The 23737-nt window shown below is 38.9% G+C and carries 18 protein-coding genes, 18 tRNA genes and 3 rRNA genes; 37 read left to right on the top strand and 2 right to left on the bottom strand.

All coding sequences use genetic code 11. The annotated features are described in order from the left end of the window. The first annotated feature begins 21 nt into the window (after positions 1-21). The 9 genes from mutY to ACWV26_RS16725 all read left to right on the top strand — a co-directional run bounded on the left by mutY (position 22) and on the right by ACWV26_RS16725 (position 9943). Positions 22-1086, top strand: coding sequence for an A/G-specific adenine glycosylase (gene mutY / locus ACWV26_RS16765; protein ID WP_455895828.1), 1065 nt, complete (start codon positions 22-24; stop codon positions 1084-1086). 60 nt (positions 1087-1146) lie between these two features. After that, entirely contained in the window at positions 1147-1545 is a 399-nt protein-coding gene (locus ACWV26_RS16760) for a gamma-type small acid-soluble spore protein (protein WP_455895827.1), read from the top strand. A 134-nt stretch (positions 1546-1679) separates the two neighbouring features. Next, positions 1680-2228: a nucleoside tri-diphosphate phosphatase gene (gene ntdP, locus ACWV26_RS16755; protein WP_455895826.1), complete on the top strand. Its 549-nt coding sequence runs from the start codon at positions 1680-1682 to the stop codon at positions 2226-2228. A 112-nt stretch (positions 2229-2340) separates the two neighbouring features. Continuing rightward, positions 2341-4086: an ABC transporter ATP-binding protein gene (locus tag ACWV26_RS16750; RefSeq protein ID WP_455895825.1), complete on the top strand. Its 1746-nt coding sequence runs from the start codon at positions 2341-2343 to the stop codon at positions 4084-4086. Positions 4087-4269: 183 nt separating this feature from the next. After that, positions 4270-5292 (top strand): ABC transporter ATP-binding protein, encoded by a 1023-nt coding sequence (locus tag ACWV26_RS16745; RefSeq protein WP_455895824.1) that lies wholly within the window; start codon positions 4270-4272, stop codon positions 5290-5292. Continuing rightward, positions 5264-6253, top strand: coding sequence for an ABC transporter ATP-binding protein (locus tag ACWV26_RS16740; RefSeq protein ID WP_455895823.1), 990 nt, complete (start codon positions 5264-5266; stop codon positions 6251-6253). Before ACWV26_RS16745 ends, ACWV26_RS16740 begins: the two co-directional genes overlap by 29 nt. Positions 6254-6276: 23 nt before the next feature. Further along, a complete protein-coding gene (locus ACWV26_RS16735; RefSeq protein ID WP_455895822.1) occupies positions 6277-7893 on the top strand; it encodes an ABC transporter substrate-binding protein in 1617 nt (538 codons plus the stop codon). Between the two features lie 134 nt (positions 7894-8027). Further along, a complete protein-coding gene (locus tag ACWV26_RS16730) occupies positions 8028-9032 on the top strand; it encodes an ABC transporter permease (RefSeq protein ID WP_455895821.1) in 1005 nt (334 codons plus the stop codon). A 23-nt stretch (positions 9033-9055) separates the two neighbouring features. Then, positions 9056-9943 (top strand): ABC transporter permease, encoded by an 888-nt coding sequence (locus ACWV26_RS16725; protein WP_455898278.1) that lies wholly within the window; start codon positions 9056-9058, stop codon positions 9941-9943. 39 nt (positions 9944-9982) lie between these two features. On the opposite strand, the gene ACWV26_RS16720 is transcribed toward ACWV26_RS16725, so the two are convergent. Beyond that, on the bottom strand, positions 9983-11077 hold the full coding sequence (locus ACWV26_RS16720) for an FUSC family protein (protein WP_455895820.1): 1095 nt from the start codon (positions 11075-11077) through the stop codon (positions 9983-9985). 219 nt (positions 11078-11296) lie between these two features. Here ACWV26_RS16720 and bcp point away from each other — a divergent pair, with 219 nt between their 5' ends. The 3 genes from bcp to perR all read left to right on the top strand — a co-directional run bounded on the left by bcp (position 11297) and on the right by perR (position 13385). Continuing rightward, entirely contained in the window at positions 11297-11770 is a 474-nt protein-coding gene (gene bcp, locus ACWV26_RS16715) for a thioredoxin-dependent thiol peroxidase (RefSeq protein ID WP_455895819.1), read from the top strand. A 2-nt stretch (positions 11771-11772) separates the two neighbouring features. Next, a complete protein-coding gene (locus ACWV26_RS16710) occupies positions 11773-12717 on the top strand; it encodes a D-2-hydroxyacid dehydrogenase (protein WP_455895818.1) in 945 nt (314 codons plus the stop codon). A gap of 224 nt (positions 12718-12941) precedes the next feature. Next, entirely contained in the window at positions 12942-13385 is a 444-nt protein-coding gene (perR, locus tag ACWV26_RS16705; protein ID WP_455898277.1) for a peroxide-responsive transcriptional repressor PerR, read from the top strand. A gap of 120 nt (positions 13386-13505) precedes the next feature. Here perR and ACWV26_RS16700 read toward each other — a convergent pair whose 3' ends face one another. Continuing rightward, positions 13506-13880: a YgzB family protein gene (locus tag ACWV26_RS16700; RefSeq protein WP_455895817.1), complete on the bottom strand. Its 375-nt coding sequence runs from the start codon at positions 13878-13880 to the stop codon at positions 13506-13508. Between the two features lie 129 nt (positions 13881-14009). Here ACWV26_RS16700 and ACWV26_RS16695 point away from each other — a divergent pair, with 129 nt between their 5' ends. From ACWV26_RS16695 to ACWV26_RS16575, 25 genes are all read left to right on the top strand, one after another. Beyond that, positions 14010-14888: a nucleotidyltransferase-like protein gene (locus tag ACWV26_RS16695; RefSeq protein WP_455895816.1), complete on the top strand. Its 879-nt coding sequence runs from the start codon at positions 14010-14012 to the stop codon at positions 14886-14888. A gap of 344 nt (positions 14889-15232) precedes the next feature. Then, positions 15233-16780: ribosomal RNA gene (locus ACWV26_RS16690) — 16S ribosomal RNA — on the top strand. Positions 16781-16880: 100 nt separating this feature from the next. Next, a tRNA-Ile gene (locus ACWV26_RS16685) sits at positions 16881-16957 on the top strand. A gap of 15 nt (positions 16958-16972) precedes the next feature. After that, positions 16973-17048: transfer RNA gene (locus tag ACWV26_RS16680), tRNA-Ala, on the top strand. Between the two features lie 97 nt (positions 17049-17145). After that, positions 17146-20075: ribosomal RNA gene (locus ACWV26_RS16675) — 23S ribosomal RNA — on the top strand. Between the two features lie 155 nt (positions 20076-20230). Then, positions 20231-20347 (top strand): 5S ribosomal RNA (gene rrf / locus ACWV26_RS16670). Together the 16S, 23S and 5S rRNA genes with 18 tRNA genes alongside form the textbook arrangement of a ribosomal RNA operon. A 13-nt stretch (positions 20348-20360) precedes the next feature. Further along, positions 20361-20437 (top strand) — tRNA-Asn (locus tag ACWV26_RS16665). Between the two features lie 7 nt (positions 20438-20444). After that, positions 20445-20536, top strand: a tRNA-Ser gene (locus ACWV26_RS16660). Positions 20537-20569: 33 nt separating this feature from the next. Further along, positions 20570-20644: transfer RNA gene (locus tag ACWV26_RS16655), tRNA-Glu, on the top strand. Between the two features lie 14 nt (positions 20645-20658). Next, positions 20659-20734: transfer RNA gene (locus tag ACWV26_RS16650), tRNA-Val, on the top strand. Positions 20735-20754: 20 nt separating this feature from the next. Further along, positions 20755-20831 (top strand) — tRNA-Met (locus ACWV26_RS16645). Between the two features lie 4 nt (positions 20832-20835). Beyond that, a tRNA-Asp gene (locus ACWV26_RS16640) sits at positions 20836-20912 on the top strand. A 30-nt stretch (positions 20913-20942) separates the two neighbouring features. Beyond that, positions 20943-21018 (top strand) — tRNA-Phe (locus ACWV26_RS16635). Between the two features lie 9 nt (positions 21019-21027). Then, a tRNA-Thr gene (locus ACWV26_RS16630) sits at positions 21028-21103 on the top strand. A gap of 5 nt (positions 21104-21108) precedes the next feature. Beyond that, positions 21109-21192, top strand: a tRNA-Tyr gene (locus tag ACWV26_RS16625). An 11-nt stretch (positions 21193-21203) separates the two neighbouring features. After that, positions 21204-21277, top strand: a tRNA-Trp gene (locus ACWV26_RS16620). Between the two features lie 31 nt (positions 21278-21308). After that, positions 21309-21384 (top strand) — tRNA-His (locus tag ACWV26_RS16615). A 35-nt stretch (positions 21385-21419) separates the two neighbouring features. Further along, a tRNA-His gene (locus tag ACWV26_RS16610) sits at positions 21420-21495 on the top strand. 3 nt (positions 21496-21498) lie between these two features. Further along, positions 21499-21570, top strand: a tRNA-Gln gene (locus ACWV26_RS16605). 7 nt (positions 21571-21577) lie between these two features. After that, positions 21578-21652: transfer RNA gene (locus ACWV26_RS16600), tRNA-Gly, on the top strand. Positions 21653-21672: 20 nt separating this feature from the next. Beyond that, positions 21673-21747, top strand: a tRNA-Cys gene (locus ACWV26_RS16595). Positions 21748-21780: 33 nt separating this feature from the next. After that, a tRNA-Leu gene (locus ACWV26_RS16590) sits at positions 21781-21861 on the top strand. A 117-nt stretch (positions 21862-21978) separates the two neighbouring features. Further along, positions 21979-22149 carry a hypothetical protein gene (locus ACWV26_RS16585; protein ID WP_455895815.1) on the top strand — a complete coding sequence of 57 codons (171 nt, stop codon included), beginning with the start codon at positions 21979-21981 and terminating at the stop codon, positions 22147-22149. Further along, a complete protein-coding gene (locus ACWV26_RS16580) occupies positions 22146-22517 on the top strand; it encodes a tyrosine-type recombinase/integrase (protein ID WP_455895814.1) in 372 nt (123 codons plus the stop codon). The genes ACWV26_RS16585 and ACWV26_RS16580 overlap by 4 nt, the downstream gene beginning before the upstream one ends. Positions 22518-23170: 653 nt before the next feature. Next, complete coding sequence (locus ACWV26_RS16575) at positions 23171-23452, top strand: hypothetical protein (protein ID WP_455895813.1); 282 nt, start codon at positions 23171-23173, stop codon at positions 23450-23452. Positions 23453-23737 lie beyond the last annotated feature (285 nt).

Raw genomic sequence — 23737 nt, 5'->3', positions numbered from 1 at the left:
AATTACTTTTAGGAGACAAACGTGTATTACCAATATAAAAAACAATTTCAACAAGCATTAGTCGAATGGTTTCAACAAGAAAAAAGAGAATTACCTTGGCGTAAAACAAAAGACCCTTATAAGATTTGGGTTTCAGAAGTTATGCTTCAACAAACAAGAGTAGATACGGTCATTCCTTACTACAATCGATTTATGGAGGAATTTCCAACACCACAAGTATTGGCTGAAGCTGAAGAGGAAAAACTATTAAAGCAATGGGAAGGACTGGGTTATTATTCTAGAGCACGAAATTTACAAGCAGGAGTTCGTGAAGTAGTCGAAAACTACGGTGGTATCGTACCAGATAATCGTCCGGAAATTTCAAAACTAAAAGGAATCGGTCCATATACTGCAGGTGCCATATTAAGTATTGCCTACAATAAAGCTGAACATGCAGTAGATGGTAATGTTATGCGGGTACTGAGCAGAGTACTCTTAATCGATGCAGATATTGCACTACCGAAAACAAAAAAAATTTTTGAACAGGCTGTTATGGAGCTAATCGACGTCAATCATCCATCAGAATTTAACCAAGGTTTAATGGAATTAGGCGCTCTAGTATGTACCCCGACTTCACCGAAGTGCTTACTTTGCCCTGTTAGAGAATACTGTACAGCATTTAATGAGGGAAATCCCGAAGAATTGCCTGTTAAAACAAAAAAAGTAAAAACAAAAAACCTTTATTATGATGTGTTTGTTGTGCGGAATGAAGAAGGGAAATTCCTGCTAGAAAAAAGACCCGAAACAGGATTGCTCGCAAATATGTGGCAATTCCCCATGTACGAACAAAATAGTAATGCAGAGCATACAAATGAATCATTGCTTTCCGCAAATTATAATGTTGCGTTAATCAATCGAGAAAAACTCTTCTCATTCAAACATATCTTTTCACATCTTGTATGGCATATGGATAGCTACATGATTGGAGTAGACCAATTAGGTGAGGCTCCAGAAAATAGTGCTTGGTTTTCTAAAGAAGAAATGCAGAAATTGCCTATGCCTGTACCAATGCAAAAAGTATGGAAGCAATACGAAATGATTAATTGAATTCTTAAGGTATAAAAAATCCTCCGATGCACAAGTTATATTTCGTGGAGGTGATATTACATGGCAAAAAGAAATTCAGGTCCAACAGATCCGAACGAAGTAAGAAATCTTAACCAACAAGCTGAAATGAACAAGCAACAAGCTTCTGGACGTTTTGGTCAACAAGCTTCTGGTGCTTTTGGTGGTGCACAACAACAAAACACTGAGTTTGGTGCTGAAACTGATGTACAATCAGTTCAACAACAAAACCGTCAAGCTGAAATGAACAAGCAACAAGCTTCTGGACGTTTTGGTCAACAAGCTTCTGGTGCTTTTGGTGGTGCGCAACAACAAAACACTGAGTTTGGTGCTGAAACTGATGTACAATCAGTTCAACAACAAAACCGCCAAGCTGAAGCGAATAAAGCACAAGCTTCTGGTCAATTCGGCCAACAATTCGGTCAACAAAATAATCAGTAAGATTATTTTGAACACTATAGGTGAAGGATTTATTCCTTCACCTATTTTTTGCTACAAGTTTTTCGCAAGGATTGTTATAATGTTACAAAAGAACGCTCATACATGAGTGTTTGTTAAAAAAGGTGGGCTTTTGAATGGCAATTCCGTCAGAAGGGGAAATTATACAAATACATAGTTATAAGCACAATGGCAACATCCACCGAGTTTGGCAAGAAACAATGGTTTTAAAAGCTACCAAAAATATAGTAATCGGTGCGAATGAAAGAACACTTGTTATTGAATCAGATGGGCGTACTTGGATTACAAGAGAACCCTCAATTTGCTATTTTCACGCAGAGCATTGGTTCAACATTATTTGTATGTTAAGAGAAGATGGAGTATATTACTACTGTAATATGAGTTCGCCATTTGTATTTGATCATAATGCAGTAAAATATATTGACTATGATTTAGATGTAAAAGTCTTTCCAGATATGTCTTACACATTGCTTGATGAAGATGAATACGAGCAACATAAAATGGCTATGGGATATCCACCTGTCATTGACCATATCCTAAAATCAAATGTAGATAAATTAATTAGTTGGATTCATCAACGAAGAGGGCCATTTGCTCCCGACTTTATCGAAGCATGGACGAATCGTTATGAATTCCAAAGACAGCTTCACGAAAACGATAAGTAAAAAGGTTATTTAGTTAGTAGTGTTAACTACTATACTTATCGGAAATTGTAAAGAAGTTGCCCCAAAAATACCTTTGGGGCAACTTTTTCACTTGAAAGGATAGTGATTGAAAATGGGGAGTATGAAACGTTATTTACGCTTCGTTCAACCATATAGATTCGACATTTTTTTTACATTTATATTGGGAGTAATCAAATTTGCCATTCCACTTTTTACTCCAGTACTTATCAAAATAGTAATTGATGATATTGTCGGTGCCAAAGATTTATCCGCTGATGAGAAAACAAAAGAATTATTTTACTGGATTATAGGGACATCTGTTCTATTCTTTATAGTTCGTCCACCAGTTGAGTATTATCGCCAATATTTTGCTCAAAGGGTCAGCAACCAAATCTTGTACGACATTCGCCAGAAACTATATGCACATGTCCAAAAACTTGGTTTAAAATTTTATTCAAATAACCGAGTAGGGGATGTCATTTCTCGAATTATTAATGATGTAGAACAAACAAAAGAATTCGTCATGACAGGTCTTATGAATGTGTGGATTGATTTATGTACGATTTTGATTGCCATAGGCATTATGATGAAACTAGATGTGAAATTAACATTAGTTTCATTAATCGCATTTCCATTCTATGCAATTAGCGTTCGTTACTTCTTTGCACGTTTAAGACAGCTAACAAGAGAACGATCCAAAGCACTGGCTGGAGTTCAAAGTTATTTACATGAACGTGTACAAGGTATGAGTATTATCAAAAGTTTTACACTTGAAAAGCATGAACAAGAACTTTTCGCCAAAACCAATGGAAACTTTTTGGACAAGGCGATTGAACAAACACGTTGGAATGCCAAAACATTTGCTGTAGTTAATACAATAACAGGGATTGCACCGCTTATTGTTGTTGGGTATGCAGGTTATCAAGTAATTCACGGTAATCTATCAGTAGGTACTATGGCTGCTTTTGTAGCATATATTGATAGTCTATATAATCCATTACGACGCCTTGTAAACTCATCCACAACCCTGACACAAGCTGTTGCTTCAATGGACCGTATGTTTGACTTATTTGATGAAAAATATGATATAGTCAATGCAAAAGATGCGAAAGCATTAACGCAAGTAAAAGGTAAAATTGATTTTGAAAATGTATCATTCCGCTATGATGAACAAGGAAGAGAAGTTCTAAAAAACATCAACTTCCATATCTCACCAGGGCAAACAGTTGCGCTAGTTGGGATGAGTGGCGGTGGTAAATCAACAATCATAAGTTTAATACCGCGATTCTATGATGTAGCAAATGGAACGATAAAAGTAGATAATATGAACGTTCAAAAAGCAACTATTGAAACATTACGTTCTCAAATTGGGATTGTATTGCAAGATAATATTTTGTTTAGTGATTCAGTAAAAGCCAATATATTGATGGGGAATCCAAAAGCTTCAGATGAAGAAGTCATAGCTGCTGCCAAAGCTGCAAATGCCCACGATTTTATCATGTCATTACCAAATGGTTATGATACAGAGGTGGGGGAACGTGGCGTAAAATTATCTGGTGGACAAAAACAACGGGTAGCAATTGCGCGTGTCTTCTTAAAAAATCCACCTATTCTTATTTTAGATGAAGCAACTTCTGCTCTAGATTTAGAGAGTGAGGCGTTAATCCAAGAATCACTTGATCGTCTAGCGCATAACCGTACAACAGTTATTGTTGCCCACCGTTTATCTACCATCACACACGCTGATCAAATTTTGGTTATCGACCATGGTGAACTAAAGGAACATGGTACACATGATGAATTGATGAATCAAAATGGAATTTACCATAACTTGTTCCAAGTTCAAAAATTAGATTAAAGTAGATAACAAAATAATATATCGAAATATAATTAAGGCTTCTCATTTTTTGAGAAGCCTATTTCTTTAGTCTTAACCATATTTATTACATAAAATAGAATATGTTGCAATTTATATATAAATAATTATAGAATGTAAAAAAGTGAGAATAATAGAAAATATGGCTCTAAAAGGAGTGATATGATGAACCATCGAAAAGAGTTATTACAAGTGAGAGGACTTGAGACAACGTTTTTTACAGATGATGGGCCAATTTCAGCAGTTGATCATATTGACTTTTCTCTTAAAGAGGGAGAAATTCTAGGTATTGTTGGTGAATCTGGCTGTGGAAAAAGTGTTACTTCTTTATCTATTATGGGGCTTGTTCCATCTCCTCCTGGGAAAATTACAAATGGACAAATTCTATTAGAGGGCAAAAAAATATCTGAATATTCACAAAAAGAAATGCGCAAAGTTAGAGGAAAAGAGATTGCGATGATTTTTCAAGAGCCTATGACATCCTTAAATCCATTGTTTACTATTGGCAATCAGTTAATAGAAGCAATTTTAATCCATCATAAGGATTGGTCAAAGAAAAAGGCTTCTGCACATGCGGTGGAAATGATGAAATTAGTGGGGCTTCCTAGAGCGGAAGAATTATTAAAAGAATACCCACACCAATTATCAGGGGGAATGCGTCAACGTGTCATGATTGCAATGGCTTTAGTTTGTGATCCAAAAATATTAATTGCTGATGAGCCGACTACAGCACTTGATGTAACGATTCAAGCGCAAATATTGCAATTGATGAAAGATTTAAATAAGCGATTAAATACTGCAGTAATGCTGATTACGCATGATTTAGGGGTTGTTGCTGAGACATGTGAAAGAGTGATTGTTATGTATAGTGGGCAAATTGTGGAAGAAGGTCCTGTAGAGTTAATCTTCAAGGAACCAAAGCATCCATACACAGTAGGCTTAATACAATCAGTACCTGATATGAGATATAAAAAAGAGCGACTTTATTCTATTCCTGGAAATGTACCAAAGCCTGGAACAGTAAAGCTTGGTTGCCGTTTTGCTGCACGCTGTGAATTCGCATTTGCTCGTTGTACAAAAGAAAATCCAGGTTTATATCAGACATCCTCTGATCATAGAACAAGATGCTTCTTGCATGAAAGGAAGGAGGCACCTATAGATGGCAGAACCGTTATTGAAAGTAAATAACTTAAAGAAATATTTTCCTATTCAAAAAGGTATTCTGGGTCACGAGCAAGGAAGTGTAAAGGCGGTAGATGACATATCTTTTTATGTCAATGAAGGAGAAACATTAGGTATTGTCGGTGAATCTGGATGTGGTAAATCAACTACTGGTCGAATGATTATGAGATTACTTAATCCTACTTCCGGATCGATAGAATTTGAGGGGAAAGATTTAGCAAAGTTATCGAATTCTGCAATGCGTAAGGTACGTAGAGAAATTCAGATGGTTTTTCAAGATCCATATGCTTCGCTAAACCCAAGACACTCTATAGGAAAAATTCTTGAAGAACCCTTAATCGTACATGGCCTAGGGGATGCAAAGGAAAGAAAGAAGAGAGTAAATGAATTACTAGAAATAGTAGGTTTATCATATTATCACGCAAAACGTTATCCTCATCAATTTAGTGGAGGGCAAAGACAACGTGTTGGAATAGCTCGTGCTTTAATGACGAATCCAAAGTTAATCATTGCAGATGAACCTGTATCCGCTCTAGATGTGTCTATTCAAGCACAAGTATTAAATTTGATGCAAGATTTACAAAAAACATTGAAACTCACATATGTCTTTATCGCCCACGATTTAGGAGTGGTACGACATATTAGCGATCGCGTTGGCGTTATGTATTTAGGAAAAATGGTTGAACTCGCAGAGAGTGAACAACTTTATAGTAATCCACTACATCCTTATGCAAAAGGTTTACTTTCTGCTGTACCTATACCTGATCCAGATTATAAAAGGGAACAAATTCTACTAACTGGGGATATGCCAAGCCCATCTAATCCACCTACAGGTTGTGCATTTCATACTCGATGTCCATTTAAATTGGATGTTTGTATATCACGAGTGCCACAGTTGGTAGAAGTTGAAAAGGGTCATTCTGTTGCCTGCCATCTTTATGATGGAAAGTCCAACAATGATAAATAAATTACAAGCATGGGGGTTATTAAATGGGGAAAAAGAGGTTTTTATCCATAGGGGTGTTGTTAGTTTTAGTGCTATCAACAATTCTAGCAGCGTGTTCATCTGGTAGCAAAGATGATACATCTAGCAACACGAATTCAAGTGACAGTAAAAAAGAAAAAACATTAGTATTTGGACGTGGCGGAGATTCGGTATCACTTGATCCGATTACAGTTACAGATGGCGAATCTTATAAAGTAACACAAAATGTATTTGAAACATTAATTAATTTTGGGGAACAAGATACAACATTGCATCCGGGCCTTGCTTCAAAATGGGAAGCCTCTAAAGATGGTTTAACATACACTTTTGATTTGCAACAAGGTGTAAAATTCCATGATGGAACAGCGTTTAATGCTGAAGCGGTAGTGAAAAACTTCGAACGTTGGATGAGCGGAGATGCTGAGAAATATCCTTATTTCGCATCCATGTTTGGCGGATTTAAAGGTGATAAAGAAGCGGTTATTAAAGAAGTAAAAGCAGATGGAGATTATAAATTAGTGATTACGTTAAATCGTGCACAAGCTCCATTCTTAAAAAACCTTGCTATGAGTCCGTTTGGTATTGCAAGCCCTACAGCATTTGAAAAAGAAGGAGACAAGTTTGGTGATCATCCAGTAGGTACTGGACCATTCAAATTTGTATCCTGGAAGCGAAATGATTCAGTAACAATTGAGAAAAATCCAGATTACTGGAAAGAGGGACTTCCTAAGTTGGATAAAATTGTCTTCCGCTCAATTCCAGATAATTCTGCTCGTTTAAACGCGTTAAATACTGGTGAAATTGATTTAGCAGATGGTATCAATCCATCAGATGTAACTTCTATTAAAGGTAACAGTAAATTACAAGTTTTCGAACGTCCATCTATGAATGTTGGCTATCTAGGCTTAACTGTAACTCGTCCACCATTTGATAACGTTAAAGTTCGACAAGCTGTAAACTACGCAATCGATAAGCAAGCAATAGTAGATGCATTCTTTGAGGGACAAGCGGAAGTAGCGAAAAACCCAATGCCTCCAGTAATTGAAGGCTACAATAATGATGTTAAAGGGTATGAATATGATCCAGAAAAAGCTAAAGCACTACTAAAAGAAGCAGGTTATGACGGTAAAGAAATTGAGCTATGGGCAATGCCGGTACCACGTCCATATATGCCTGATGGACAAAAAGTAGCTGAAGCAATTCAAAAGAACTTGAGCGATGTAGGTATGAAGGCGAAAATCGTTACATTCGAATGGGCAACATATTTAGACAAAGCCGCGAAAGGGGAAGCAGATGCATTCCTACTTGGATGGACTGGTGATAATGGAGATGCTGATAACTTCCTGTATACATTGTTAGATGAAAGCAATATTGGAAGTAATAATTACACATTCTTCAAAAATAAAGAAACACATAAGCTTTTATTAGAAGCACAAACAGAAACTGATGAAGCAAAACGTAATGAACTTTATAAAAAGGCTCAAGTAATTATTTCGGAAGAAGCACCATGGGTACCGCTTGCTCACTCTACACCATTGTTAGCGGGAAAAGCGGATATCGTGGACTTTTTGCCACATCCTACTGGTTCAGATATCTTGTCTAAAATAGATATTAAAGAGTAGAAGAATAAGGTTGTAATTTAATAATCACAAATCAGAATAACTAGAACATTGTCGCCTTTTACTAGTTTAACTAGTTTAGTAGAAGGCGAGTTTTTATCAGAATAAAAACAACAAGAGGATGGAGAGGTGGTAGTATGCTTCGTTATATTGGGAGAAGGCTATTACAATTGATTCCTGTTTTGCTTGGAATGACATTTATTGTTTTTTTGATTATCCGTGCAATTCCGGGGGATCCTGCACAAGTGATTTTAGGTCAACAGGCTACGAAAGAATCAGTTGCAGCGTTGAGAGCAAGTCTAGGATTAGATAATCCGTGGTATGTGCAGTATTTCCACTATCTTGGTGATTTATTAACAGGAAATTTAGGTGAATCAATGCGTACAAAGACACCGGTAGCAAGTGAAATCTGGCCATATTTAGCAGCAACTTTAGAATTATCTCTTTGTGCAATCATTTTAGCAGTTGTAATCGGTGTGAATGCAGGAATCATTTCTGCCTGGTTCCAAAATTCTTGGTTTGATTATGGTGCGATGATTCTAGCGTTAATCGGTGTGTCCATGCCAATTTTTTGGCTAGGTTTGATGGGGCAATGGGTTTTTGGAATTCAGTTTGATATGTTACCTACATCGGGACGCGAAGATGCACGAAATCCTATTAATCCAATAACGTACTTGTATATTTTAGATACTATACTTCAAGGCCGTTTTGATCAACTAGTTGTAGTTATTCAACATTTAATTTTACCAGCTATCGCGTTAGCAACTATTCCAATGGCAATTATTGCTCGAATGACACGCTCAAGCATGCTAGAAGTAATGCGTTCAGATTATGTTCGAACAGCTCGTGCTAAAGGACAAAAGATGTTTTGGGTTGTTTACAAGCATGCGTTAAAAAATGCAATTATCCCTGTTTTAACAGTCATTGGTTTACAAATGGGTTTATTACTTGGTGGAGCAATTTTAACTGAAACAATTTTTAGTTGGCCAGGTATTGGTCGTTATATCTATGATGCGATTGGTTACCGTGATTATCCAGTAATTCAATCAGGAATATTAATCGTTGCGTTTATCTTCATTATGATTAATTTACTTGTTGATATTTTATATAGCTTCATAGATCCAAGAATCAAATATAACTAAAAGGAGGACCTAATATGTCACAAATGGCACCCAATATACCACCAGGTAATGTTGCAAAGCATAATCAATCGGATAGTCCATGGAAAGAAGCTTGGCGTAGCTTTAAGAAAAATAAAGTAGCGCTAATTGGAGCAGGTATTGTGGTTTTCTTTCTATTATTAGCAATATTCGGTCCTCTAATAGCACCACAAGGTATTAATGAACAACAATTAAGCAATCGACTAAAAGCACCATCCGCCGATCACTTTTTTGGTACAGATGATTTTGGCCGAGATATATTTTCGAGAGTAGTACATGGGGCTAGAATTTCCTTAATGGTTGGTTTCTTTTCTGTCACTGGTTCAGTTATAGTGGGAAGTGTTTTAGGAATTATAGCGGGATACTATGGTAGATGGATAGATACGATTATTTCACGATTTTTTGATATTTTATTAGCTTTTCCAAGTATTCTATTAGCAATTGCGATCGTTTCTGTATTAGGTCCTTCTTTGCAAAATGCACTTATTGCGATAGCAGTAATAAACATTCCAAACTTCGGAAGGCTAATACGTTCAAAAGTATTAAGTATTAAACAAGAAGAGTATATTACAGCGGCTAAAGGGATTGGAATGAAGGATTTTCGTATTCTGTTCTCACATATTCTACCAAACTCTATGACACCTGTTATTGTACAAGGCACGCTGGCAATTGCATCAGCAATTATCGAAGCAGCAGCACTTGGCTTTCTGGGGCTTGGGGCACAGGCACCTCAACCTGAATGGGGCAAGATGCTTGCCGATGCAAGAATCTATTTAATCAATGCGCCATGGACAATGATTTTCCCAGGTTTAGCAATTATGCTAACTGTTTTAGGTTTTAACCTAATGGGGGATGGCCTGCGTGATGCACTTGATCCGAAAATGAAAAACTAAAAAACTCCAAGTCGTCGATTGAAGACGATTGGAGTTTTTTTATATAATACGATCATCTATTTCTAGTTTTAAAATTTCATTAGAATGACGATTTTGATATGCACTGATCAACGTATCCAAATGTTCTAGATTTTCTTCATAATCTAAAATTCGAGAAAGGATATGGAGCAGATGATAACTTGAAAATTCTTCTTCCTCTTCACTTGAATGAGCGAGAACAATATGATTTGCAAAGATATCCATCACTTCATTTCGTTGCAAATACTCCTCTTGCCCAACCCATTTTGTATGCTCGTGTTTTAACTTACCTGTATATTTCAATAATAGCTGTTCATGATAAGTTAGAAGAAAATCTAAACGTTCTTGAATCATTATACGGAAGCGTTCAGGTAAGTTAGCCATTTCGTTTTCGTGTAAATGGAGTCTATTTAACACTTCGATACTTTTCTTAGTTGTTAAAATCATTTGCCTGTAAACAACTAATTTTCGGCTCTTCACATATTTTGCTTTACCAAAGTAAACGCGTTCTTCTCTATATAATTTATAAAGTGTATTAATACGGTCGTTTCGCTGTTTCAAGGTACGTAATGATTGCTTTGTGGACGTATGTTCAGAAGCTTGGCGAACAGCCAATCGAATCCAGCGAATGATATCATCTTCCAAAAGATTAATAGATGCAAAAAGACGTTTTTCATAGCGGGGTGGAAGAAATAGTAAGTTCACGACAAAAGCTGCAATTACACCAATCATAATAGTAGCGAAACGAATGAGTCCAAACGTGAAAAACTGATCACCTTGGACCTCCATAATAACAATCATCGTTACTAATGCTAAGGAGATACTATCCTCCAATTTAAATCGTAACATGATAGCCAAAGTGACAATTGCGGCTATTCCAACAGCAACATACTCATGACCAAAAATAGTGCCAAAAGCTATTGCAATTACTGCGCCTATTATATTCCCTTGAACTTGTTCGATAATTGTTCGATATGAACGATAAACAGAAGGCTGCATAGCAAAGATTGCAGCAATTCCTGCAAATATTGGAGAAGGACAATGTAAAGCCTTTGCTATAAATAAAGACAATACAATGGCTACTCCAGTTTTTAATATTCGGGCACCTAATTTCATTTGAAAATGGGTAACCTCTCTTTCTATATACTGTGTATTCCTGACTTTAAATGATAAAGTATCGATGGTCAATAGAAGCATTATTATTTTATTTACCCCAAATAATTGCAACTTAATATAAAAGGAAGAAATACTGTCATTTAATTGTATTCAAAATTACAACAGAAAAACAAATAAATTGTTACAATATCAGTAAGAAAATGAAATGGAGGATTTTTCATGACAATGTTAGAAGGATTAAAAGCACCAGAGTTTTCGTTAGTAAACGAAAAAGGAGAAACTGTTTCATTAGCAGATTTTAAAGGAAAGAAATCAGTTGTACTATATTTCTACCCAAAAGACATGACTCCTGGTTGTACAACAGAAGCATGTGATTTCCGTGATGCTCACGAAAATTTCTCAGAACTAGATGCAGTCATTTTAGGTGTAAGCCCTGATGATGAAAGTAAACATGTTAAATTCATCGAAAAACATGGACTTCCATTTTCTCTATTAGTGGATACCGATCATGAAGTAGCAGATGCCTATGGCGTATGGAAATTAAAAAAGATGTATGGCAAAGAATTCATGGGGATTGAACGTTCTACTTTCTTGATCAACAAAGAAGGTATCGTTGAAAAAGAATGGCGTAAAGTACGTGTAAAAAATCACATAGAAGAAGTGTTAAATTATTTACAAAACAAAGGGGAATAATAATGAAAATCTATTTTACATTTGATCCACGTCCAGATTTAAAAGAAGATTTACTAGGTGAATTTCCAGAACAAGAATTCATCTTCCGTAGCTCTATAGAAGATGATCTTTTAAAAACAGCCGAAATCTTAGTAACATACGGTGAAGATTTGAATGATGAGCATATTGAAATTGCCAACAAATTACAATGGATTATGGTTGTGTCAGCAGGACTTGAGAAAATGCCGTTACAAAAAATAGCAGAACGTGGGATTGTCGTATCGAATGTTCGTGGCATACATAAAATTCCAATGGCGGAATCCGTATTAGCTCATATCCTTGCATATAATCGTAAGTTGCAATGGATTTATGACAATAAAAGAAATGCAGAATGGATTCGCAAGGCTAAATACACTGAATTACATGGTTCAACAGCAGTAATCTTAGGGCCTGGAGCGATTGGTGGAGAAATCGGCAGATTATTACAATGCTTCGGTGTTCATACAATTGGCTGCAATCGCTCAGGGGAGATTGCAGACTACATGCATGATATGGTTTCGTTTGAAAACCTAGATACCGTATTGCCGACTGCTGATTATGTAATTTCTGTATTACCAAGTACGAAGGAAACGCATCATCTAATCTCCGCTGAGCATTTCAAATTGATGAAGAATAGTGCTATGTTTATGAATTTTGGACGTGGCGATTTAGTTTCAACAGAAGTTTTAAAACAAGCACTTTTACAAAAAGAAATTGCATATGCAGTATGTGATGTATTTGAAGATGAACCACTTTCAAAAGACCATCCATTTTGGAAAATGGATAATATCATGGTATCACCACATGTATCGAGCCATTCTTCACGCTATTTGGAACGTAGCTTCGAAATATTTAAGCCAAGCTTAAGAAAGTGGTTAGCAGGGGACAAACAACTAGAAAACATGATTGATGCTCAAAAAGGATACTAATAGCAATTTATAAAAACTATCATTAACAATTGTTAATTGAGAAAATTGTTGAGAAAAAAATTATGTTGCAGTGCATATTACCACATTTTCCAGAGTTCAGGAGCTTGAAATGCAAACTAGATATTATAGCAGTAGGTAGAAATATTGACAATTGTATTCACCATTAAGTAAACTAATTATAACGATTATAAATAAATAATACTTATGAAGTGAGGTGCATGGCAATGTCCGAAATACACTTGAAAAGTGCACTCGACACTTTAAAATCAACTGGCGTAAGAATTACGCCTCAACGTCATGCGATTTTAGAGTACTTGATTGAATCGATGTCTCATCCAACTGCTGACGATATCTATAAAGCACTAGAGCATAAATTTCCAAATATGAGTGTTGCAACTGTTTATAATAATTTACGAGTATTCCGAGAATCCGGTCTGGTTAACGAATTAACATATGGAGATAACGCTAGCCGTTTTGATTTTGTTACTAATAACCATTACCATATGATTTGTGAATCTTGCGGTAAAATTGTAGACTTCCATTATCCTGGACTTGATGAGGTAGAACATCTTGCCGCTCATGTGACTGGTTTTAAAGTAAACTCACATCGTTTGGAAGTATACGGAACATGCCCGGATTGTCAAGAAAAGGCAACAAAGTTACAATGATTTCTTACAATTTATTGTTTTAGCTATACATCACTATGTATAGCTTTTTTTATTTGTGAATATTATGTTAGACTGTTAAATAGTAAAAAACCTCGTCTCATGATGAAACGAGGTTCTTTACTATTCGTTCGTATGACGTTTTGATTTATTGTTATAATCTTGGTTGAATTCTTTACCTTCTAACGATCTATCCAATGTCAAAGGTTCACTACAGAACATACACATATCAACGCGACCTAATATCTTTGTATGCTTATGACAGTTTGGACACTCAACCATAACTGCTTGTGTTGATAAAAATCCAATCCATGCATAAACTGCAGTACTTGCAATAATGCAAAGTACCCCAAGAGTCATGAAAATAATAACAAGCCATTGATATTCTCGGAAGAATATGGCACCATACATGATGATAAAACCGATAAAAATTAAAGATAAAGCAAATGTACGAATTTTATTAATTTTACTTTTATAAGGTTTCTTATTGGATTTCATTTGTATGCCTCCTAAGCTAAAGCATACTAAAAACAGAATTCCAAGGCAATACGATTTGAAACTTCAAAGAGGAATCTATATCTTGCTGTCGAAATTTACAATAGAGATTTTATTCTAGGAGGATTTTTTATGGAGCATTTACTTCGTCCGATATATCAAGAACGTGCAAGTCAACCCAATACATTAGGGATTATTCTAGTAGAAAAAAGAGAAGAAGTTAGTCCGATTACAGATACATTCGATACTATTCTTTTAATCATAACGAAAGACAATCGAGTACCTGTATATACAAAGCATTATACTTTTGAAAATAAAAAAGCAGCTATGCATATAATCACTGAAAAACAATTACATAAATGGTTACTTGTTGGTACTAATAAGAAATTAATCGACTGGCTCTTGTTTGGTAAAATAGTTTTTGATCGTAATGAGTATATATCAAATTTAAAACAAAACCTAAGAGATTTTCCTTTCTATGGTAGAAACGTCAAAATGGGTATTGAGTTTGCAAAGCTAATCCGCCATTATTTAGAGGGGAAAGTATGCTTTGATGAAACTAATTATTTAGATGCTTATAATCATGTTGTAGAATCATTACACCATTTAGCTCGATTAGCAATCTTAGATAAAGGGTTGTATCCTGAAGTAACCGTTTGGTCACAAGTAAAACAAATTGACCCAGAGATTTACAAATTATATGAAGAACTTATTTCAAGTGATGAAACAATTGATAAAAGATTGGAATTATTGTTCTTAGCAAGCGAATTCTTAATTCATTCACGCACTTCTGATGGAGCACGCCATATATTAAAAGTAATGTCGGATAAAGAGTATTGGACAATACAAGAGTTACATGAACAAGAAGAGCTAAAAAACTACTCTGTAGATTTAGAAGTATTCATGGAATTCCTTATTAGTAAAGGCTATATTCAAGCTGTGAAGGTTAATACGAAGAGTAATCAGATCTTCCACAGACATTACAAGATTGAAGAAACGACTGAAGAGTAGTATAGTAAATAAAGCACTTTAATAAGTATGAAAAAAACTATGAAATATGTGTTGACATTATCACATAAGCTATTGTATTATATTAATTGTCGTTAAGACATACTGATTATATCGCGATTCATTCTTCTAAAAAACTTTATTAAAAAAGTTCTTGACAGAAAGAAATGGAAATGATAAGATATAAAAGTCGTCAAGACGACGACAAAATATGAACTTTGAAAACTGAACAAACAAGACGTTAATCAATAAACTTTGTTTGCTAATTTTTGTTAGTGACAAGGACAAACAATAGACATCATCTTTGATGATGCGCTAGCAAAGCTAATGAGCTTTCAAACTTTACTTTTATGGAGAGTTTGATCCTGGCTCAGGACGAACGCTGGCGGCGTGCCTAATACATGCAAGTCGAGCGAATGATGAGGAGCTTGCTCCTCTGATTTAGCGGCGGACGGGTGAGTAACACGTGGGCAACCTGCCCTGTAGACTGGGATAACTTCGGGAAACCGGAGCTAATACCGGATAATCCATTTCACTTCATGGTGAAATGTTGAAAGGCGCTTTCGCGTCACTACAGGATGGGCCCGCGGTGCATTAGCTAGTTGGTGGGGTAACGGCCTACCAAGGCGACGATGCATAGCCGACCTGAGAGGGTGATCGGCCACATTGGGACTGAGACACGGCCCAAACTCCTACGGGAGGCAGCAGTAGGGAATCTTCCACAATGGACGAAAGTCTGATGGAGCAACGCCGCGTGAGTGATGAAGGTTTTCGGATCGTAAAACTCTGTTGTAAGGGAAGAACAAGTACGTTAGGAAATGAACGTACCTTGACGGTACCTTATTAGAAAGCCACGGCTAACTACGTGCCAGCAGCCGCGGTAATACGTAGGTGGCAAGCGTTGTCCGGATTTATTGGGCGTAAAGCGCGCGCAGGTGGTTTCTTAAGTCTGATGTGAAAGCCCACGGCTCAACCGTGGAGGGTCATTGGAAACTGGGAGACTTGAGTGCAGAAGAGGAAAGTGGAATTCCAAGTGTAGCGGTGAAATGCGTAGAGATTTGGAGGAACACCAGTGGCGAAGGCGACTTTCTGGTCTGTAACTGACGCTGAGGCGCGAAAGCATGGGGAGCAAACAGGATTAGATACCCTGGTAGTCCATGCCGTAAACGATGAGTGCTAAGTGTTAGGGGGTTTCCGCCCCTTAGTGCTGCAGCTAACGCATTAAGCACTCCGCCTGGGGAGTACGACCGCAAGGTTGAAACTCAAAGGAATTGACGGGGGCCCGCACAAGCGGTGGAGCATGTGGTTTAATTCGAAGCAACGCGAAGAACCTTACCAGGTCTTGACATCCCAGTGACCGCTCTAGAGATAGAGTTTTCCCTTCGGGGACATTGGTGACAGGTGGTGCATGGTTGTCGTCAGCTCGTGTCGTGAGATGTTGGGTTAAGTCCCGCAACGAGCGCAACCCTTAATCTTAGTTGCCATCATTTAGTTGGGCACTCTAAGGTGACTGCCGGTGACAAACCGGAGGAAGGTGGGGATGACGTCAAATCATCATGCCCCTTATGACCTGGGCTACACACGTGCTACAATGGACGGTACAAAGAGTCGCTAACTCGCGAGAGCACGCTAATCTCATAAAACCGTTCTCAGTTCGGATTGTAGGCTGCAACTCGCCTACATGAAGCCGGAATCGCTAGTAATCGCGGATCAGCATGCCGCGGTGAATACGTTCCCGGGCCTTGTACACACCGCCCGTCACACCACGAGAGTTTGTAACACCCGAAGTCGGTGAGGTAACCTTTTGGGGCCAGCCGCCGAAGGTGGGATAGATGATTGGGGTGAAGTCGTAACAAGGTAGCCGTATCGGAAGGTGCGGCTGGATCACCTCCTTTCTAAGGAATATTTCGGAATAGAGAACGTGGTTCTCTAGATTAACGCTTGTTGTTCAGTTTTGAGAGTTCATATCTTTTAATTTGATATTAATTCCCAAAGGGGCCTATAGCTCAGCTGGTTAGAGCGCACGCCTGATAAGCGTGAGGTCGATGGTTCGAGTCCATTTAGGCCCACCATTTAAATACTCTTTTGGGGCCTTAGCTCAGCTGGGAGAGCGCCTGCCTTGCACGCAGGAGGTCAGCGGTTCGATCCCGCTAGGCTCCACCAATTGTTCTTTGAAAACTGGATAAAACGACATTGAAAAATTCTTAAGTAACACATTTTTTTATATTAAGTTTTAAATTTTTAGGCTTAATAACTTATAGGTTAAGTTATTAAGGGCGCATGGCGGATGCCTTGGCACTAGAAGCCGATGAAGGACGGCACTAACACCGATATGCTTCGGGGAGCTGTAAGTAAGCTTTGATCCGGAGATTTCCGAATGGGGAAACCCACTATTCGTAATGGAATAGTATCTTGACGTGAATACATAGCGTCATGATGGCAGACTCAGGGAACTGAAACATCTAAGTACCTGAAGGAAGAGAAAGAAATTTCGATTCCCTTAGTAGCGGCGAGCGAAACGGGAACAGCCCAAACCAAGAGGCTTGCCTCTTGGGGTTGTAGGACACTCTATATGGAGTTACAAAGGAATGAATTAGACGAAGCGGTTTGGAAAGACCTACCGAAGAAGGTAACAGTCCTGTAGTCAAAAGTTCATTCTCTCCTGAGTGGATCCTGAGTACGGCGGAACACGTGAAATTCCGTCGGAATCTGGGAGGACCATCTCCTAAGGCTAAATACTCTCTAGTGACCGATAGTGAACCAGTACCGTGAGGGAAAGGTGAAAAGCACCCCGGGAGGGGAGTGAAAGAGATCCTGAAACCATGTGCCTACAAGTAGTTAGAGCCCGTTAATGGGTGATAGCGTGCCTTTTGTAGAATGAACCGGCGAGTTACGATTACATGCAAGGTTAAGTTGAAAAGACGGAGCCGTAGCGAAAGCGAGTCTGAATAGGGCGAATGAGTATGTGGTTGTAGACCCGAAACCAGGTGATCTACCCATGTCCAGGGTGAAGGTAAGGTAACACTTACTGGAGGCCCGAACCCACGCACGTTGAAAAGTGCGGGGATGAGGTGTGGGTAGCGGAGAAATTCCAATCGAACTTGGAGATAGCTGGTTCTCTCCGAAATAGCTTTAGGGCTAGCCTCGTGATAGAGAATCTTGGAGGTAGAGCACTGTTTGAACTAGGGGTCCATCCCGGATTACCGAATTCAGACAAACTCCGAATGCCAATGATTTATGCACGGGAGTCAGACTGCGAGTGATAAGATCCGTAGTCAAAAGGGAAACAGCCCAGACCACCAGCTAAGGTCCCAAAGTAATTGTTAAGTGGAAAAGGATGTGACGTTGCTTAGACAACCAGGATGTTGGCTCAGAAGCAGCCACCATTTAAAGAGTGCGTAATAGCTCACTGGTCGAGTGACGCTGCGCCGAAAATGTATCGGGGCTAAACAATTCACCGAAGCTGTGGATAGACATCTATGATGTCTGTGGTAGGAGAGCGTTCTAAGTGCTGTGAAGTCAGACCGGAAGGACTGGTGGAGCGCTTAGAAGTGAGAATGCCGGTATGAGTAGCGAAAGATGGGTGAGAATCCCATCCACCGAATGACTAAGGTTTCCTGAGGAAGGCTCGTCCTCTCAGGGTTAGTCGGGACCTAAGCCGAGGCCGATAGGCGTAGGCGATGGATAACAGGTTGATATTCCTGTACCACCTCCCTACCATTTGAGTAATGGGGGGACACAGTAGGATAGGGTAAGCGCACTGTTGGTTATGTGCGTCTAAATAGTAAGGCGTGAGAGTAGGCAAATCCGCTCTCTATAACGTTGAGCTATGATGGCGAGCGGTTTACCGCGAAGTTCCTGATTTCACACTGTCAAGAAAAGCCTCTAGCGAGGTAGGAGGTGCCCGTACCGCAAACCGACACAGGTAGTCGAGGAGAGAATCCTAAGGTGAGCGAGAGAACTCTCGTTAAGGAACTCGGCAAAATGACCCCGTAACTTCGGGAGAAGGGGTGCTCTAGTAGGGTGCAAGCCCGAGAGAGCCGCAGTGAATAGGCCCAGGCGACTGTTTAGCAAAAACACAGGTCTCTGCAAAACCGTAAGGTGACGTATAGGGGCTGACGCCTGCCCGGTGCTGGAAGGTTAAGGGGATTGCTTAGCGTAAGCGAAGGTGAGAACCGAAGCCCCAGTAAACGGCGGCCGTAACTATAACGGTCCTAAGGTAGCGAAATTCCTTGTCGGGTAAGTTCCGACCCGCACGAAAGGCGTAACGATCTGGGCACTGTCTCAACGAGAGACTCGGTGAAATTATAGTACCTGTGAAGATGCAGGTTACCCGCGACAGGACGGAAAGACCCCGTGGAGCTTTACTGTAGCCTGATATTGAATTTTGGTACAGCTTGTACAGGATAGGTAGGAGCCTGAGATACCGGAGCGCCAGCTTCGGTGGAGGCGTCCTTGGGATACTACCCCAGCTGTATTGAAATTCTAACCCGTACCCCTATATCGGGGTAGGAGACAGTGTCAGGCGGACAGTTTGACTGGGGCGGTCGCCTCCTAAAGAGTAACGGAGGCGCCCAAAGGTTCCCTCAGAATGGTTGGAAATCATTCGCAGAGTGTAAAGGCACAAGGGAGCTTGACTGCGAGACCTACAAGTCGAGCAGGGTCGAAAGACGGGCTTAGTGATCCGGTGGTTCCGCATGGAAGGGCCATCGCTCAACGGATAAAAGCTACCCCGGGGATAACAGGCTTATCTCCCCCAAGAGTCCACATCGACGGGGAGGTTTGGCACCTCGATGTCGGCTCATCGCATCCTGGGGCTGTAGTCGGTCCCAAGGGTTGGGCTGTTCGCCCATTAAAGCGGTACGCGAGCTGGGTTCAGAACGTCGTGAGACAGTTCGGTCCCTATCCGTCGTGGGCGTAGGAAATTTGAGAGGAGCTGTCCTTAGTACGAGAGGACCGGGATGGACACACCGCTGGTGTACCAGTTGTTCTGCCAAGAGCATCGCTGGGTAGCTATGTGTGGACGGGATAAGTGCTGAAAGCATCTAAGCATGAAGCCCCCCTCAAGATGAGATTTCCCATTACGCAAGTAAGTAAGATCCCTTGAAGACGACAAGGTAGATAGGTTCGAGGTGGAAGTGTGGTGACACATGGAGCTGACGAATACTAATAGATCGAGGACTTAACCAAGAGTTATTTTAAGAATTTCAATGAAGGTTTATCCAGTTTTGAAAGAACAAGAATTTTTAGTTAAATGTTTTTTAATAAAACTTTTCTAAAATAGAAAAAAACACTTGATTTTTTCTCCTGAAATGGTATAATAATTCTTGTCCTTAAGTAAATAGTCTAGTGATGATGGCAAAGAGGTCACACCTGTTCCCATGTCGAACACAGAAGTTAAGCTCTTTAACGCCGATTGTAGTTGGAGGATCTCCTCCTGCGAGAGTAGGAAGTTGCTAGGCTGTTAAAAATTATTCCGAAGTAGCTCAGTTGGTAGTAGCATCTGACTGTTAATCAGAGGGTCGCAGGTTCGAGTCCTGCCTTCGGAGCCATTTAAATGGAGAGTTGTCCGAGTGGCCGAAGGAGCACGATTGGAAATCGTGTAGGCGGGTAACCCTGTCTCAAGGGTTCAAATCCCTTACTCTCCGCCATAAAACCTTAAATCATCTTTTATTTATATAAATGGCCCCTTGGTCAAGCGGTTAAGACACCGCCCTTTCACGGCGGTAACACGAGTTCGAATCTCGTAGGGGTCACCATTAACATTCAATATGGAGGATTAGCTCAGCTGGGAGAGCATCTGCCTTACAAGCAGAGGGTCGGCGGTTCGATCCCGTCATCCTCCACCATTTTTTAAAAATAATATTATCGCGGGGTGGAGCAGTTCGGTAGCTCGTCGGGCTCATAACCCGAAGGTCACAGGTTCAAATCCTGTCCCCGCAACCAAAATGGTCCGGTAGTTCAGCTGGTTAGAATGCCTGCCTGTCACGCAGGAGGTCGCGGGTTCGAGTCCCGTCCGGACCGCCATTAACAATATAAAATATATGAAATTATTATGGGTCGGTAGCTCAGTTGGTAGAGCATTAGATTGAAGCTCTAAGTGTCGGCAGTTCGATTCTGTCCCGACCCACCATAATAATTTGCCGGTGTAGCTCAGTTGGTAGAGCAACTGACTTGTAATCAGTAGGTCGAGGGTTCGACTCCTTTCGCCGGCACCATTTTCGGAGGGGTAGCGAAGAGGCTAAACGCGGCGGACTGTAAATCCGCTCCTTCGGGTTCGGCAGTTCGAATCTGCCCCCCTCCACCATATTTTAAAATAGGGGCATAGTTTAACGGTAGAATAGAGGTCTCCAAAACCTTTGATGTGGGTTCGATTCCTACTGCCCCTGCCAATTATAAAATTTATTAAATCTAAACATAATGGCGGCTGTGGTGAAGTGGTTAACACACCGGATTGTGGTTCCGGCATTCGAGGGTTCGATCCCCTTCAGCCGCCCCATTATTAAAATTAATAAAAAAGACAATAGTATAATGGCGGCTGTGGTGAAGTGGTTAACACACCGGATTGTGGTTCCGGCATTCGAGGGTTCGATCCCCTTCAGCCGCCCCATATTGGGGTATAGCCAAGCGGTAAGGCAACGGATTTTGATTCCGTCATGCCCTGGTTCGAATCCAGGTACCCCAGTTAATTTGCGGAAGTAGTTCAGTGGTAGAACATCACCTTGCCAAGGTGGGGGTCGCGGGTTCGAACCCCGTCTTCCGCTCCATAAATACAAATAAAAATTAAGGCGGCATAGCCAAGTGGTAAGGCACAGGTCTGCAAAACCTTTATTCACCGGTTCAAATCCGGTTGCCGCCTCCATAATTTTAAAATTGATAACTCTAATAATAATGTGCCGGTGTGGCGGAATTGGCAGACGCGCACGACTCAAAATCGTGTTCCTTTGGAGTGTCGGTTCGACCCCGACCACCGGTATCCTAAAACTAAGTAATATCAAGGCTTTAGCAATATTTGCTAAAGTCTTTTTTGTGTTTTCTCGTACGATTATTACAGCCAAAATCTTATGAGGTGAATCGTACGAGGTGATAAAAAATGAGAAGACGTAGAGGAGAACTTTCTACAGAAGAAAAAATTTTTACACGTATCAAAATGACTGATGAAGAAGTGTTTGAAAAATTCGAGAGGGACTGTCTATTAAAAAATTTAAGACCATCACTATTAAGTTTTACAGAAATGAAATTACAGCATTTCAAAAATCAATGATTGAGTTGGAAATTAATAAGCAAATTATCGAACTCAATAAAGATGATATTGAACAGATTATTCTTCACTTAAAAGGACAAATCAAAACAGTCAGCATTAATACTCGTATAAGAGCTTTGAAGGCATTGTTTAATTATTTGTATAAGAGTAATATAATCCATAAAAATCCTACTGCTGATATTAAACAACTAAGGGATAGACAACGTACTATTGAAACATTAGACGATAAGGAAATTGAAAAAATTGCAAAGGTTATTAGAGGTCAAAATACTTTTGTTGGAGTAAGAGACATAACTATCTTTATGGTAATGCTAGATACAGGAATTCTTCTTTCAGAATTGGTTGGAATTAAAGTAAATGATATTTGAGGAAATGAGCTCATTATAAGAGAAACGAAAAACTTGAACGAGAGAAGTGTTTATTTAAGTAAGAAGACGATACAACAACTGAACATTTATTTGAGATTACGAGGAAAACTAGATACTGAACATTTATTCGTAAATGTTGATAACAGGCAATTAAAAGGTAGAGGTATTCAAAATAGATTTGCAAAGTATAAAGACATGGCATAATAAAGAAACAATTTAGTCCTCATATCATAAGACATACTTATGCTAAGCGATCAATTATGGAAGGTATTGACGCGTTTTCATTAGCAAAAAAAAACTCTTATATCCTGAATTTCCAACATTAAGAACTGAAATATCTTCTGAATACAAAATTTATGAGGAAACAACAGATTATCGAGACGCCTATGTACATATGTCTGCTTTTACAGAAAATGGATCAGATTTATCTAGAATGCAAAGATTAATAAATATTGATATAGATATGGTATCAAAGTACTTATCAAATATTATTGAAATGGTAATGAAAATTGAGAAAGAAACTAACAATCAAATATTATTTTGGTGGCAATATGTTGAGAAACCTAATTTTAACTCTCTCGAAGAAATTAGCTCGTTAATGGTGAATAAAAAATAAACTGATAGTTTCACAAAAAATACACGAGGTGATTACTTTGGAAAAAGTGAGTAAGATTCTTGAAATGATTAATGATTTAAAGGTAGAGGACAAAATTGAGCTTTTAGATTATCTCTATGAGAGATACTACAATGTTAATAAAATAGGGAAGAACTTCAATGTTAAAAGTAATAACAATCGCTTAGAATTAGCACATATAAATGCTAGGCTTGAACATCTAGAAGAACAAGTTAAACAAAAGAAAATTATATTCCATCTATTATCGATTACATTCCCTAAATTAATGGGTGTTTGGACAGAGTATAACCTATATTGCTAAACGCATACTACTTATTACTTAACATTAATTGAGAGGTCAGAACAATGTCTTTTGGGATTGGGGTTATAGTTATATTTTTAATAGTACCGTTAGCTACAATTGGCTCATTTAAAACAGCATCTTGGATTCACAATAAAATAAGTAAGAGTGAATAAGGAGGACTCAAAGATAGTTAATTATTTTTTGAATTTTTTGAGCGGTTTAAATCTGATGGAATTATTTGTTTTAGTTTTAATGCTAGTGTTAGCTATAATTGGCTTATTTACAACAATATTTTGGATTCGA

This window comes from Rummeliibacillus sp. JY-2-4R, assembly GCF_053847205.1.
This window is presented reverse-complemented; position numbering and strand designations above follow the sequence as displayed.

Excerpts from the sequence above, each read along its gene's own strand:
- ACWV26_RS16760 (WP_455895827.1), top strand. The coding sequence starts at position 1,147 with ATGGCAAAAAGAAATTCAGGTCCAACAGATCCGAACGAAGTAAGAAAT.
- ntdP (WP_455895826.1), top strand. The coding sequence starts at position 1,680 with ATGGCAATTCCGTCAGAAGGGGAAATTATACAAATACATAGTTATAAG.
- ACWV26_RS16750 (WP_455895825.1), top strand. The coding sequence starts at position 2,341 with ATGGGGAGTATGAAACGTTATTTACGCTTCGTTCAACCATATAGATTC.
- ACWV26_RS16745 (WP_455895824.1), top strand. The coding sequence starts at position 4,270 with ATGAACCATCGAAAAGAGTTATTACAAGTGAGAGGACTTGAGACAACG.
- ACWV26_RS16740 (WP_455895823.1), top strand. The coding sequence starts at position 5,264 with ATGGCAGAACCGTTATTGAAAGTAAATAACTTAAAGAAATATTTTCCT.
- ACWV26_RS16735 (WP_455895822.1), top strand. The coding sequence starts at position 6,277 with ATGGGGAAAAAGAGGTTTTTATCCATAGGGGTGTTGTTAGTTTTAGTG.
- ACWV26_RS16730 (WP_455895821.1), top strand. The coding sequence starts at position 8,028 with ATGCTTCGTTATATTGGGAGAAGGCTATTACAATTGATTCCTGTTTTG.
- ACWV26_RS16725 (WP_455898278.1), top strand. The coding sequence starts at position 9,056 with ATGGCACCCAATATACCACCAGGTAATGTTGCAAAGCATAATCAATCG.
- ACWV26_RS16720 (WP_455895820.1), bottom strand. The coding sequence starts at position 11,077 with ATGAAATTAGGTGCCCGAATATTAAAAACTGGAGTAGCCATTGTATTG.
- bcp (WP_455895819.1), top strand. The coding sequence starts at position 11,297 with ATGACAATGTTAGAAGGATTAAAAGCACCAGAGTTTTCGTTAGTAAAC.
- ACWV26_RS16710 (WP_455895818.1), top strand. The coding sequence starts at position 11,773 with ATGAAAATCTATTTTACATTTGATCCACGTCCAGATTTAAAAGAAGAT.
- perR (WP_455898277.1), top strand. The coding sequence starts at position 12,942 with ATGTCCGAAATACACTTGAAAAGTGCACTCGACACTTTAAAATCAACT.
- ACWV26_RS16700 (WP_455895817.1), bottom strand. The coding sequence starts at position 13,880 with ATGAAATCCAATAAGAAACCTTATAAAAGTAAAATTAATAAAATTCGT.
- ACWV26_RS16695 (WP_455895816.1), top strand. The coding sequence starts at position 14,010 with ATGGAGCATTTACTTCGTCCGATATATCAAGAACGTGCAAGTCAACCC.
- ACWV26_RS16585 (WP_455895815.1), top strand. The coding sequence starts at position 21,979 with ATGAGAAGACGTAGAGGAGAACTTTCTACAGAAGAAAAAATTTTTACA.
- ACWV26_RS16580 (WP_455895814.1), top strand. The coding sequence starts at position 22,146 with ATGATTGAGTTGGAAATTAATAAGCAAATTATCGAACTCAATAAAGAT.